We start from the raw sequence: 12,750 nt of genomic DNA on the forward strand, positions 1-12,750 counted from the left end.
CCTGAACCTCAGGAGCTCATATGACGACGGCCGTAGCCGCCCCGTTCCGTTTCTTCTCCCTCCAGGTCGCGCGGACGAGGCGGCTCGGTCCGTCTCTGGTCCGGGTCACCTTCGCCGGCGCCGATCTGGAGCACTTCCACTCCCACGGACGCGACCAGTCCCTCTCCCTGTTCATCCCGGCGGAGGGCCGCACCGAGCCCGCCGTCCCCGTCGAGCTGGGCGAGGGCTGGTGGCAGGGGTGGCGTGAACTCCCCGACGACGTACGGGCCGTGATGCGGTCGTACACGCTCCGGGAGCTGCGCGGGAACCCGGACGAGATCGACATCGACTTCGTGCTGCACGGGGTCGAACCGGGGGCCTCCCCCACTCTCGGCTCCGCTCGAGCGGGGGGACCCCCATCCCCCGCCGGGCCCGCCTCCCGGTGGGCTTCCCGGGCCACCCCCGGGGACCGGGTGTTCCTGCTCGGCCCGGCGGTCGCCGACAACCGGGCGATCCGCTTCCGTCCGCCCGAGGACACCGATCTGGTGCTGATCTGGGGCGACGAGACCGCCGTACCCGCGGCGACCGCCATCCTCGAATCGCTCCCCGCCGGCACCCGGGTCCGCGCCTGGCTGGAGGTGCCGCACGCCGGGGACATCCAGGACGTGGCGACCGCGGCCGACGCGGAGATCGACTGGATGGTGGGCGGCACCGCCGAGGCGGCGATCCGGGGCGCCCAACTGCCCGCCGCGGAGCGCCCGTACGTCTGGATCGCCGGTGAGGCCGGACGGGTCAGGGAGCTGCGCCGGCACTTCGTCGGGGAGCGGGGGGTGGACCGGCGCCGGGTCACCTTCGTCGGCTACTGGCGGCAGGGCCTGACGGAGGAGCAGCTCCGGGAATCCGGCGAGTAGTTACGAGGCCGAAGTGACGGCCGCCACAGGAATGCCAGGTTTTCCGTCGCTTTAGTTAGGTTAGGCTCACCTAAGTGAAGCGGGACTGCTCCCCTCCCCGCACGGATCGTCCCCGGAGGACCCCCACATGCGCTCGCACCTGCTCAATGACCTCACCGCGGAGCACTACCGCCGCTCCGTGACCGAAGGAGTAGAGCGGGTGGCTGCCAAACTCGCCACCACCGATCGGCCGTTCACAGGTGTCACCGTCGACGTCCTCTCCCCTCTCATCGACGGCATCGACCTCGACCGGCCGCTGCACGACACCACCGCGGTCCTGGACGAGCTGGAGGACGTCTACCTCCGGGACGCCGTCTACTTCCACCACCCCCGCTACCTCGCCCATCTCAACTGCCCGGTGGTCATCCCGGCGGTGCTCGGCGAGGCGGTGCTCACCGCCGTCAACTCCTCCCTGGACACCTGGGACCAGTCGGCCGGCGGCACCCTCATCGAGCGGAAACTGATCGACTGGACGACCGCCCGTATCGGCCTCGGTGAGGGCGCCGACGGCGTGTTCACCTCGGGCGGCACCCAGTCAAACCTGCAGGCGCTGCTGCTGGCCCGGGAGGAGGCGAAGACCGACTCCCTGTCCGGACTGCGGATCTTCGCCTCCGAGGTCAGCCACTTCAGCGTGCAGAAGTCGGCGAAGCTGCTCGGCCTCGGCCAGGACGCGGTGGTCTCCGTCCCCGTCGGCCAGGACAAGCGGATGCAGACCGTCGCCCTCGCCCGCGAACTGGACCGCTGCAAGAGCGATGGCCTGGTGCCCATGGCGGTCGTCGCCACCGCCGGCACCACCGACTTCGGCTCCATCGACCCGCTGCCGGAGATCGCCGAACTGTGCGAGCAGTACGGCGTCTGGATGCACGTGGACGCGGCCTACGGCTGCGGTCTGCTCGCCTCCCTGAAGCACCGGGACCGGATCGCCGGGATCGAGCGCGCCGACTCGGTCACCGTCGACTACCACAAGTCCTTCTTCCAGCCGGTGAGTTCGTCCGCCGTGCTGGTCCGGGACGCCGCGACCCTGCGCCACGCCACCTACCACGCAGAGTACCTCAACCCGCGCCGGATGGTCGAGGAGCGCATCCCCAACCAGGTCGACAAGTCCCTGCAGACCACCCGCCGCTTCGACGCCCTCAAGCTGTGGATGACGCTGCGCACCATGGGCGCCGATGGTATCGGTCAGCTCTTCGACGAGGTCTGCGACCTGGCCGCGGAGGGCTGGCGGCTGCTCGCCGCCGACCCCCGCTTCGACGTCGTCGTCCAGCCGTCCCTGTCCACCCTCGTCTTCCGTCACTTCCCGGCGGCGATCACCGACCCGGCCGAGATCGATCGCGCCAACCTGTACGCCCGCAAGGCCCTGTTCGCCTCCGGCGACGCGGTGGTCGCGGGCACCAAGGTCGGCGGCCGCCACTACCTCAAGTTCACCCTGCTCAACCCCGAGACCACGACGGCCGACATCGCCGCCGTCCTCGATCTGATCGCCGGCCACGCCGAGCAGTACCTGGGAGAGTCCCTTGACCGCGCGTCCTGACAACCCGACCAAGACCCATGACTTCGTAGGGATCGGGCTCGGGCCCTTCAACCTCGGCCTCGCCTGCCTGACCGAGCCGATCGCCGAACTGGACGGCGTCTTCCTGGACTCGAAGCCCGGCTTCGAGTGGCACGCCGGCATGTTCCTGGACGGCGCCCACCTGCAGACCCCGTTCATGTCGGACCTGGTCACCCTGGCCGACCCCACCTCGCCGTACTCCTTCCTCAACTACCTGAAGGAGAAGGGCCGGCTGTACTCGTTCTACATCCGCGAGAACTTCTATCCGCTGCGGGTGGAGTACGACGACTACTGCCGCTGGGCCGCGAACAAGCTGACCAACGTCCGCTTCGACACCACGGTGACGGAGGTCCGGTACGAGGACGAGGACGAGCTGTACGTCGTCGCCACGGCCGCCGGTGACACCTACCGCGCCCGCCGGCTGGTCCTCGGCACCGGCACCCCGCCGTACCTCCCGGAGGCCTGCCAGGGCCTGGGCGGCGACTTCATCCACAACTCGCGCTACCTGAGGCACAAGCAGGAACTCCAGTCCAAGGAGTCGATCACGCTGGTCGGCAGCGGCCAGTCCGCCGCCGAGATCTACCACGACCTGCTCAGCGAGATCGACGTCCACGGCTACCGCCTGAACTGGGTGACCCGCTCCCCGCGCTTCTTCCCCCTCGAATACACCAAGCTCACGCTGGAGATGACCAGCCCCGAGTACATCGACTACTACCACGCCCTGCCCGAGGCGACCCGCTACCGGCTGACCGCCGAGCAGAAGGGCCTCTTCAAGGGCATCGACGGCGACCTGATCAACGAGATCTTCGACCTGCTCTACCAGAAGAACCTCGGCGGCCCGGTCCCCACCCGGCTGCTCACCAACTCCAGCCTGAACGCGGCCGCCTACGACAACGGCACCTACACCCTCTCCCTCCGCCAGGAGGAGCAGGGCAAGGACTACGAGCTGGAGACCCAGGGCCTGGTCCTGGCCACGGGCTACAGGTACGCCGAGCCCGAATTCCTCAGGCCCGTCCGGGACCGGCTGCGCTACGACTCGCACGGCAACTTCGACGTGGCCCGCAACTACGCCGTCGACGTCACCGGCCGGGGTGTGTTCCTGCAGAACGCCGGTGTCCACACCCACAGCATCACCAGCCCCGACCTCGGCATGGGCCCCTACCGGAACGCGTACATCATCCGCGAGCTGCTCGGCTCGGAGTACTACCCGGTGGAGAAGACGATCGCCTTCCAGGAGTTCGCCATATGAGCGCCACCGCCACCCTGACCTTCGCCTTCCGGCCCCTCGACCCCCTCAAGGACGCCGAGCTGCTGCACCGCTGGGTGACGCACCCCAAGGCGGCCTACTGGATGATGCAGGACGCGAGACTGGAGGACGTCGAGCGGGCGTACCTGGAGATCGCGGCCGACGAGCACCACCACGCGCTGCTGGGGCTCGGCGCGGACGGTGAGCCCGCCTTCCTCATGGAGAAGTACGACCCAGCCCACCGCGAGCTGGTCGGGCTGTACGAGCCCGAGCCGGGGGACGTCGGGATGCACTTCCTGACCCCGGCGGCCGACACGCCCGTGCACGGGTTCACCAAGGCCGTCATCACGGCCGTGGTCGCGCACCTCTTCGAGGACCCGGCGGCCCGCCGGATCGTCGTCGAGCCGGACGTGCGCAACACGGCCGTGCACGCGCTGAACGAGGCCGTCGGGTTCGTGCCCGTGGGCGAGATCCAGAAGCCGGAGAAGAAGGCGTTGCTGAGTTTCTGCACCCGGGAGCGGTTCGAGAAGGCGGTGTCCGTATGACCCTCGCAGACGCGGTCGCCCATCTCTCCCCCGAGCGCTGGGAGAAGGCCAACCGGCTCCTGATACGCAAGGCGCTCGCGGAGTTCGCCCACGAGCGCCTGATCACCCCGGAGCGGGACGGCCAGTCGTATGTCGTCCGCAGCGACGACGGACTCACCCGGTACCGCTTCACCGCCGTCCGCCGGGCCCTGGACCACTGGCAGGTGGACGCCGACTCCATCGGCCGGGTCCGCGACGGCGCCGAACTCCCGCTCGCCGCGCTGGACTTCTTCATCGAGCTGAAGGACTCGCTGGGGCTGAGCGACGAGATCCTGCCGGTCTACCTGGAGGAGATCTCCTCCACCCTCTCCGGCACCTGCTACAAGCTCACCAAGCCGCAGATCCCGGCCGCCGAGCTGGCCCGGGCCGGCTTCCAGGCGATCGAGACCGGGATGACCGAGGGCCACCCCTGTTTCGTCGCCAACAACGGCCGGCTCGGCTTCGGCATCCACGACTACCTGTCGTACGCCCCGGAGACCGCGACCCCGGTCCGGCTGGTCTGGCTGGCGGCCCACACCTCGCGTGCCGCGTTCACCGCGGGCGTCGGCATCGAGTACGAGTCCTTCGTACGCGACGAGCTGGGCAACGAGACCGTGGAGCGCTTCCACGGCGTCCTGCGCGACCAGGGTCTGGACCCCGCCGACTACCTCTTCATCCCGGTCCACCCCTGGCAGTGGTGGAACAAGCTCACCGTCACCTTCGCCGCCGAGGTGGCGCGCGGGCACCTGGTGTGCCTGGGCGAGGGCGACGACGAGTACCTGGCCCAGCAGTCCATCCGGACCTTCTTCAACAGCAGCCACCCCGAGAAGCACTACGTCAAGACCGCCCTGTCGGTCCTCAACATGGGCTTCATGCGCGGTCTTTCGGCCGCCTACATGGAGGCCACCCCGGCGATCAACGACTGGCTGGCCCAGCTCATCGACAACGACCCGGTGCTCAAGTCCACCGGCCTGTCGATCATCCGGGAGCGGGCGGCCGTCGGCTACCGGCACCTGGAGTACGAGCGGGCGACCGACCGTTACTCGCCGTACCGGAAGATGCTGGCCGCGCTCTGGCGGGAGAGCCCGGTGCCGTCCCTCCAGGAGGGCGAGTCGCTCGCCACGATGGCCTCCCTGGTCCATGTGGACCACGAGGGCGCGTCCTTCGCCGCCGCGCTGATCGAGCGGAGCGGGCTGACCCCGAAGGACTGGCTGCGGGCCTATCTGAAGGCCTACTTCACCCCGCTCCTGCACAGCTTCTACGCCTACGGCCTGGTGTTCATGCCGCACGGCGAGAACGTCATCCTGGTCCTGAAGGACGGCGTGGTGCAGCGGGCGGTCTACAAGGACATCGCCGAGGAGATCGCCGTCATGGACCCGGACACGGTACTGCCGCCGGCGGTCGAGCGGCTGCGCGTCGAGGTCCCCGAGGACAAGAAGCTGCTCTCCATCTTCACGGACGTCTTCGACTGCTTCTTCCGCTTCCTCGCCGCGAACCTCGCGGCCGAAGGGGTCCTGACGGAGGACGACTTCTGGCGGACGGTCGCCGAGGTCACCCGTGCGTACCAGGAGTCGGCGCCCGAACTCGCCGACAGGTTCGCCCAGTACGACATGTTCGCGCCCGAGTTCGCGCTGTCCTGCCTCAACCGGCTCCAGCTGCGCGACAACAGGCAGATGGTGGACCTGGCGGACCCGTCGGGCGCCCTCCAGCTGGTCGGAACCCTGAAAAATCCCGTCACGGGGTTCTGATCCAGGCGGACGGGCTCCCCCGAGTACGGTCCTCGGGGGAGCCCGTCGGTCTTTCCGGCTCAGCTCACTTCGCAGGCCAGGGCACCTGCGGCGAGCGGTAGTAGCCGATGCCCAGGGCGTCCCAGCGGGGCGCCTGCGCGGCGAGCCGCACCTTGTAGGCGTCCCAGTCGTGCGTGGCCGGCGGCGACCAGCCCAGCTCGGCCACCCCCGGCAGCCGCGGGAAGGCCATGTAGTCGATGTCGGCGCCGGTCACGATGGTCTCGGTCCACAGCGGTGCCTCGACCCCCCGGACGGCCGAACTCGGGGCACCGGCCAGGTAGTCGCCCGGGTCCCAGTCGTACGACCGCCGTACCTCCACCAGGCCGGCCCAGTCCTGGCCGAGCGGGGTGTCCGCGTCGTACTTCATGTCGAGGTAGACCCGGTCGGCGGGCGAGAGGATCAGCCCGGTGCCGTGCTGGGCAGCCTTGACCACCTGGGTCTTCTCGTCCGCGCTCGTGTCGTCCAGCCCCCAGTACTGGGCGATCGCGCCCTCGGCCGGATGCGCGCCGGTCAGCTGGTGCCAGCCGATCACCGTCTTGCCGTACTCCGCGACGAGCGGCTGCACCCGGTCCATGAACGCCACATAGTCCTCGTGGGCGGTGGAGTGCGCCTCGTCGCCGCCGATGTGGAGATAGCGGCCCGGGGTGAGGGCGGCCAGCTCGCGGATGACGTCGGCCGCGAAGTCGTAGGTCACCTGCTTCGCCACGCACAGCGAGCTGAAGCCGACCTCCGTGCCGGTGTACAGCGGCGGTGCGGTGCCGTCGCAGTTGAGGTCGGCGTACGAAGCTAGGGCCGCGTTGGTGTGGCCGGGCATGTCGATCTCGGGGACGACTTCGAGATAGCGGGACGCCGCGTAGCGGACGATCTCCTGGTAGTCGGCCTTGGTGTAGTGGCCGCCCTGGCCGCCGCCGACCTGGGTGGAGCCGCCGTAGGCCGCCAGGCGGGGCCAGGAGTCGACGGCGATCCGCCAGCCCTGGTCGTCGCTGAGGTGCAGATGCAGTTCGTTGATCTTGTAGAGGGCCAGCTCGTCGATGTACCGCTTGACCTGGGCCACGGTGAAGAAGTGCCGGGAGACGTCGAGCATCGCGCCCCGGTAGGCGTAGCGCGGGCGGTCGGTGACGGTGCCGCCCGCGACCAGCCAGGGGCCGGGCTGCACGGTGTCCTTCTCGACGGCCGCCGGGAGCAGTTGGCGCAGGGTCTGGACGCCGTGGAAGAGGCCGGCGGGCTCGGCGGCGGTGAGGGTGACGCCGTCGCGGCCGCTGTCGAGGCGGTAGCCCTCGGCGCCGAACGGCCCGGCCCCCAGTCGGAGCCGGATACCCGAGGTGCCGTGCGTGGTCAGGGGCAGCCGGTAGCCGGTGGACGGGCGGAGCAGGTCCGCCAGGTACTCGGCGACCCGGCGCACCTCCCGGGAGCCGTCGACGCGGATGGCCGTGTCACGGGTGATGCGGTACGGCGCTCCGCCCGCCCTGACCGAGGCGGGCGCCGGGACGACCCGGTCGAGCGGGGCCGGGACGGACTGCGGTGTCGCCGGGGTGGCGCCGACCGTGAAGGCGCCGGTCGCCGCGACCAGCAGCAGGGACCCCAGGACGCGGGCCATGCGGGGTGTGGAGGAGGTGCGGGAGGTTCCGGGAGTCGTGCTGTGGTGCCGTCTCACATGCGCTCCCTTCTCGACTGTGACTGGGCGAAGGAGTCACCAGAGAGGATTCACCAGAGACCGGGATTGGTCGAGACCATCCGGCCGTACTTCCGGTGGAACAATCCCCGCATGGCGGAAATCATCCAGAAAGACGGTATCTGGGCCTTCGACGGAGACGCCCTGCGACTGGTTCCCGGGCGGGACAGGAACGTCAGTGTGCTGCGCCGGACGCTGGGTGAACTGGTCGTCCCACTGGGCGCGTTGGCGGGGATCTCGTTCGAGCAGGGCCGTAGGTCGGGGCGGCTGAGGCTGCGGCTGCGGGACGGCGCCGACCCACTGCTGCACGCCACCGGCGGCCGTCTCGCCGAGATCCACGACCCCTACCAGCTGGCCGTGGAGCCGGAACGGTACGGCGTCGCCGAGTACTTCACGGACGAGGTGCGCGACGCGCTGCTGCTCGAGCGGGTCCCGGGCACGCCGGTGACCGGGTATCTGCTGCCGGGTCCGCGGCTGCCGCTGTCGGTCTGCGCCGGGGACGGCACGGCCGGCTTCGACGGCGAGCGGGTGCGGCTGGAGTGGAACTGGAAGGCGGAGGACGCGAAGGCGGCCGCCGGTCCCCGGACGTTGGCCCTGGCGGACATCCTGGCCGTGGAGTGGCAGCCCTCCGCCGGACTGGAGAACGGCCATCTGCGGTTCCGGGTGCGCGGCGCTCCGGCCAAGGGTCGGGCCAGGTACGACCCCCACGCGGTGGAGCTGTGGGGGTTCAAGCGGGATCCGCTGATGGCGCTGGTCGCGGCGGCGGTGCAGGCGCGGTTGCCGCATCCGTCGGTGGCCCCGCCCGAGCCGTCCCGGGCGGCCAGGGAGCCCGAGGCCGATCATGACGCGCTGCTGCGGCGGCTGCGCGAACTGGGCGAGCTGCGTCGTGAGGGCGTGCTCACGGACGAGGAGTTCGCGATGGCCAAACAGGTGGTGCTGAAGAGGATGTAGTGGGGACTCAGCAGGAGAGGGGCGGGTGATCCTCATACGGACCGAGGACCACCCGCCCCTTTCCTGGCGGGTGTTACTTGGCCTTGCGGGCCACCGTGAAGTGGTCGATGCGGTCGCCGGTCTCGGCGATGCCCGACACCTTCAGCTTGGCGTACTGGCCGCGCGGCGCCGGTTCGACGTCCACACGCAGGAACGAGTAGTTGAGGTAGCGCACCCGGGACCAGGTGACGGTCTCGTTGACCTTGCCGTCCTTGGTGTTGATGAAGGAGGCGACGGAGTCGACCTCGTTCAGGTGGCCCTCGTAGGAGTCCGGGGCGGTGAACGCGTACAGGCTGCGGCCCGCGGCGCCCGCCGTGACGTAGACGACACCCTCGGTCTCGGAGTAGGCCGTCTCGCCGATCGGGAGCTTCTTGACGACCTTGTCGCCCTTGATGACGTCGGTGCGCTCGTACTGGTGGTTGTGGCCGTTGATGACCAGGTCCACCGTGTACTTCTCGAACAGCGGCACCCACTCCTGTCGCACGCCCCCCTCCGAGGCGTGCGCCGTGGAGGTGCAGTAGGCGCAGTGGTGGAAGAACACGACGATGAAGTCGATGTCCTTCGAGGCGCGGAACTTCTTGAGCTGCGCCTCGAACCACTTGGTCTGCGTGCCGCCCGAGATGCCGAGGTTGGCCGGGATCTCGAAGGAGACGTCGTTCGGGTCGAGCGAGATGATCGCCGTGTTGCCGTGGACGAAGGAGTAGACGCCCGGCAGGTTCTTCTTGTCCGGCCCGTTGTCGGGCAGGGTGAAGCGGGCCTCCTCGCCGCCGTAGCCGTTCGGCGAGTACCAGGCCTCCATGTCGTGGTTGCCGTAGGAGACCATCCACGGCACCGACTTGGCGACCGACTCGGTCTGGGCCAGGAACTGGTCCCACACACGCGAGTCGAAGCCGGTGTCGGCGGTCTTGCCCGCGCCGGCCGGGTCGGCGTACGCGATGTCGCCGGCGTGCAGGTGGAAGCTGGGGTTCTGGCCGAGGATGAGGCTGTCGTTGGCCAGGCCGTGGTAGCTGACGCCCTGGTCGCCGAAGGCCGTGAAGGTGAACGGCTCCTTGTGCGCGGGCGCGGTGGTGAAGGTGCCGATGGTGCCGGCGAACTTCGGCGAGGCCGGGTCGAAGCCGTCGTGGCCGACGCCGTAGAAGTAGGTGCGGCCCGGCTTGAGGTTGGCCAGCTTGGCGTGCACGTAGTACTGGGTGTGGTCGCCGCTGGCGCCGATGCCGGCCGGGGTGTACAGGGTGCGTATCTCGGCGTCGATCTTCACCGACAGGTGCGAGGCGTGGGTGCCGATGCGGACGAAGGGCTTCTTCACCGCGACCGGGACCTGCCAGGAGATCGTCATCTCCGTGCCGGCGTCGTTGCCGTAGGCGAGGTGACGACCGAAGGGCGCCACGAAGGCACCGTCGACGTACTGGGTGGCGGGGGCGGAGGACTGGGTGGGGACGGCCGCCTGCGCGGTACCGCCCAGCACGAACGAGCCGCCCGTGACGGCGCCGACAGTCACGGCGCCGCCTCTGATCATCGAGCGCCGGGAGAATCTGGCGCGGAGGTACTCGTGCTGCTCGGCCATGCTCATGCGCTCGGCGAGCTCATCGGGTACGCCCATACGAGGAATGTCCATGGCGTCTGAAACTCGTCTGCAGAAGCGACGTGGCGCAAGACACAGGATGGACAGGCTGCGAACAGAACCCCATAAGAGATTCAACAGGCCGTTGCCCGGAATCGGGCAGGATTCTTGCTAAACCACGGTGCCGTACTCCAGGATCTACGGGTGCACGACGAACTTGTTGATCATCTGACGCGGTCCACGCCTCTGAGCCGGGGCGAGGCGCTGCGGGTGATACAGGACGTGCTCGCCTACTTCGACGAGACGGCCGGGGATTACGTCCGGCGCCGCCACCGCGAACTGCAGACAGAAGGCCTGGTGAACGCGGAGATCTTCGAACGGATCGAGGCGGATCTGAAGTACAGGGCGGTCGCCCCGCCGGAGCTCACCCTCCGGCAGCTGCGCCGCATGGTCTACGGCTGAGGAATACGGAACACCTATATATGTGCGGAATTGTCGGATACATCGGTAAGCGTGATGTCGCTCCCCTGCTCCTGGAGGGGCTGCAGCGGCTGGAATACCGCGGCTACGACTCGGCGGGCATCGTCGTCACCTCCCCGAAGGCGGCCGGCCTGAAGATGGTCAAGGCCAAGGGCCGGGTCCGGGACCTGGAGGCCAAGGTCCCGGCGCGCTTCAAGGGCACCACCGGTATCGCCCACACCCGCTGGGCCACCCACGGCGCCCCCTCCGACGTGAACGCCCACCCGCACATGTCGGCCGACCAGAAGGTCGCCGTCGTCCACAACGGCATCATCGACAACGCCGGCGACCTGCGCCGCAAGCTGGAGGCGGACGGCGTCGAGTTCCTCTCCGAGACCGACACCGAGGTCCTCGTCCACCTGATCGCCCGCTCCCAGGCGGAGACCCTGGAGGAGCGGGTCCGCCAGGCGCTGCGCCTGATCGAGGGCACCTACGGCATCGCGGTGATGCACGCCGACTTCCCCGAGCGCATCGTGGTGGCCCGCAACGGTTCCCCGGTCGTCCTCGGCATCGGCGACAAGGAGATGTTCGTCGCCTCCGACATCGCGGCCCTGGTCACCCACACCCGCCAGATAGTGACTCTGGACGACGGCGAGATGGCCACCCTCAAGGCCGACGACTTCCGGACATACACCACCGAGGGCACCCGGACGACGGCCGAGCCGACCACCGTGGAGTGGGAGGCCGAGTCGTACGACATGGGCGGCCACGACACCTACATGCACAAGGAGATCTTCGAGCAGCCCGACGCGGTCGACCGTGTGCTGCGCGGCCGGATCGACGACCGCTTCTCCACCGTGCACCTCGGCGGCCTCAACCTGGACGCCCGGGACGCGCGCGCCGTGCGCCGGGTGAAGATCCTCGGCTGCGGCACCTCCTACCACGCGGGCATGATCGGCGCCCAGATGATCGAGGAGCTGGCCCGGATCCCGGCGGACGCCGAGCCCGCCTCCGAGTTCCGCTACCGCAACCCGGTGGTCGACCCCGACACCCTCTACATCGCGGTCTCCCAGTCCGGTGAGACGTACGACGTGCTCGCCGCCGTCCAGGAGCTGAAGCGCAAGGGCGCGCGGGTGCTGGGCGTGGTGAACGTGGTCGGCTCGGCGATCGCCCGCGAGGCGGACGGCGGCATGTACGTGCACGCGGGCCCCGAGGTCTGCGTGGTCTCGACCAAGTGCTTCACCAACACGACGGTCGCCTTCGCCCTGCTCGCGCTGCACCTGGGCCGCACCCGCGACCTCTCGGTGCGGGACGGCAAGCGGGTCATCGACGGCCTGCGCAGGCTGCCCGCCCAGATCGCCGAGATCCTCGAGCAGGAGGCGGAGATCGAGAAGCTGGCCAAGGAGTACGCCGACGCCCGCTCGATGCTCTTCATCGGCCGCGTCCGGGGCTACCCGGTGGCCCGTGAGGCCTCCCTGAAGCTCAAGGAGGTCTCCTACATCCACGCGGAGGCCTACCCGGCGTCCGAGCTGAAGCACGGCCCGCTGGCCCTGATCGAGCCGGCGCTGCCCACGGTGGCGATCGTCCCCGACGACGACCTGCTGGAGAAGAACCGCGCTGCCCTGGAGGAGATCAAGGCCCGCAGCGGCAAGATCCTGGCGGTGGCCCACCAGCACCAGGAGAAGGCGGACCGCACGATCGTCGTCCCCAAGAACGAGGACGAACTCGACCCCATCCTGATGGGCATCCCCCTCCAACTCCTCGCGTACCACACGGCGAAGGCGCTGGGCCGCGACATCGACAAGCCGCGGAACCTGGCGAAGTCGGTGACGGTGGAGTAGGACCGTTTGACTGTGCGGGCGCGTGGGGGCTGGTCGCGCAGTTCCCCGCGCCCCTAAAGGGGCGCTTGCTGCAGCCCCCCTTCTTTTGGGGGCGCGGGGAACTGCGCGACCAGCCCCCACCGGGCCGCACTGGCCGGACAACCGAACGGACCC

General features: G+C 69.4%; 10 protein-coding genes. 8 read left to right on the forward strand and 2 right to left on the reverse strand.

What is annotated here, in order from left to right; translation table 11 throughout:
- Nucleotides 1-20 precede the first annotated feature (20 nt).
- The 5 genes from AB0N16_RS27330 to AB0N16_RS27350 all read left to right on the forward strand — a co-directional run bounded on the left by AB0N16_RS27330 (nt 21) and on the right by AB0N16_RS27350 (nt 6,035).
- The gene (locus AB0N16_RS27330) at nt 21-890 is read left to right on the forward strand and encodes a siderophore-interacting protein (protein ID WP_365801070.1); all 870 of its coding nucleotides are present in this window, start codon (nt 21-23) and stop codon (nt 888-890) included.
- 127 nt (nt 891-1,017) lie between these two features.
- Nucleotides 1,018-2,460 carry a lysine decarboxylase DesA gene (desA, locus tag AB0N16_RS27335; RefSeq protein WP_365801072.1) on the forward strand — a complete coding sequence of 481 codons (1,443 nt, stop codon included), beginning with the start codon at nt 1,018-1,020 and terminating at the stop codon, nt 2,458-2,460.
- Nucleotides 2,444-3,727, forward strand: coding sequence for a SidA/IucD/PvdA family monooxygenase (locus AB0N16_RS27340; protein ID WP_365801074.1), 1,284 nt, complete (start codon nt 2,444-2,446; stop codon nt 3,725-3,727). The genes desA and AB0N16_RS27340 overlap by 17 nt, the downstream gene beginning before the upstream one ends.
- Entirely contained in the window at nt 3,724-4,269 is a 546-nt protein-coding gene (locus tag AB0N16_RS27345) for a GNAT family N-acetyltransferase (RefSeq protein ID WP_365801076.1), read from the forward strand. Before AB0N16_RS27340 ends, AB0N16_RS27345 begins: the two co-directional genes overlap by 4 nt.
- Nucleotides 4,266-6,035 (forward strand): IucA/IucC family siderophore biosynthesis protein, encoded by a 1,770-nt coding sequence (locus AB0N16_RS27350; protein ID WP_365801078.1) that lies wholly within the window; start codon nt 4,266-4,268, stop codon nt 6,033-6,035. The genes AB0N16_RS27345 and AB0N16_RS27350 overlap by 4 nt, the downstream gene beginning before the upstream one ends.
- A gap of 64 nt (nt 6,036-6,099) precedes the next feature.
- Here the strand turns inward: AB0N16_RS27350 and AB0N16_RS27355 are convergent, their stop codons facing one another.
- The gene (locus AB0N16_RS27355; RefSeq protein ID WP_365801195.1) at nt 6,100-7,671 is read right to left on the reverse strand and encodes a beta-N-acetylhexosaminidase; all 1,572 of its coding nucleotides are present in this window, start codon (nt 7,669-7,671) and stop codon (nt 6,100-6,102) included.
- Between the two features lie 168 nt (nt 7,672-7,839).
- Between AB0N16_RS27355 and AB0N16_RS27360 the strand changes: the two genes are divergently transcribed.
- Nucleotides 7,840-8,697: a DUF4429 domain-containing protein gene (locus AB0N16_RS27360; RefSeq protein WP_365801080.1), complete on the forward strand. Its 858-nt coding sequence runs from the start codon at nt 7,840-7,842 to the stop codon at nt 8,695-8,697.
- A 73-nt stretch (nt 8,698-8,770) separates the two neighbouring features.
- Here AB0N16_RS27360 and AB0N16_RS27365 read toward each other — a convergent pair whose 3' ends face one another.
- Nucleotides 8,771-10,336, reverse strand: coding sequence for a metallophosphoesterase family protein (locus tag AB0N16_RS27365; RefSeq protein WP_365801082.1), 1,566 nt, complete (start codon nt 10,334-10,336; stop codon nt 8,771-8,773).
- Nucleotides 10,337-10,501: 165 nt separating this feature from the next.
- Here AB0N16_RS27365 and AB0N16_RS27370 point away from each other — a divergent pair, with 165 nt between their 5' ends.
- The gene (locus AB0N16_RS27370; RefSeq protein ID WP_365801084.1) at nt 10,502-10,759 is read left to right on the forward strand and encodes a hypothetical protein; all 258 of its coding nucleotides are present in this window, start codon (nt 10,502-10,504) and stop codon (nt 10,757-10,759) included.
- Between the two features lie 20 nt (nt 10,760-10,779).
- Nucleotides 10,780-12,597 carry a glutamine--fructose-6-phosphate transaminase (isomerizing) gene (gene glmS / locus AB0N16_RS27375; RefSeq protein ID WP_365801086.1) on the forward strand — a complete coding sequence of 606 codons (1,818 nt, stop codon included), beginning with the start codon at nt 10,780-10,782 and terminating at the stop codon, nt 12,595-12,597.
- Nucleotides 12,598-12,750: the final 153 nt, after the last annotated feature.

Origin of the sequence: Streptomyces sp. NPDC051105 (assembly GCF_040682795.1) — a bacterium.
Classification (GTDB): Bacteria; Actinomycetota; Actinomycetes; order Streptomycetales; family Streptomycetaceae; genus Streptomyces.

Bases quoted from the DNA above. Each gene is read 5' to 3' on its own strand.
- AB0N16_RS27330 (WP_365801070.1), top strand. From the start codon at position 21: ATGACGACGGCCGTAGCCGCCCCGTTCCGTTTCTTCTCCCTCCAGGTC.
- desA (WP_365801072.1), top strand. From the start codon at position 1,018: ATGCGCTCGCACCTGCTCAATGACCTCACCGCGGAGCACTACCGCCGC.
- AB0N16_RS27345 (WP_365801076.1), top strand. From the start codon at position 3,724: ATGAGCGCCACCGCCACCCTGACCTTCGCCTTCCGGCCCCTCGACCCC.
- AB0N16_RS27350 (WP_365801078.1), top strand. From the start codon at position 4,266: ATGACCCTCGCAGACGCGGTCGCCCATCTCTCCCCCGAGCGCTGGGAG.
- AB0N16_RS27355 (WP_365801195.1), bottom strand. From the start codon at position 7,671: ATGGCCCGCGTCCTGGGGTCCCTGCTGCTGGTCGCGGCGACCGGCGCC.
- AB0N16_RS27360 (WP_365801080.1), top strand. From the start codon at position 7,840: ATGGCGGAAATCATCCAGAAAGACGGTATCTGGGCCTTCGACGGAGAC.
- AB0N16_RS27365 (WP_365801082.1), bottom strand. From the start codon at position 10,336: ATGGGCGTACCCGATGAGCTCGCCGAGCGCATGAGCATGGCCGAGCAG.
- glmS (WP_365801086.1), top strand. From the start codon at position 10,780: ATGTGCGGAATTGTCGGATACATCGGTAAGCGTGATGTCGCTCCCCTG.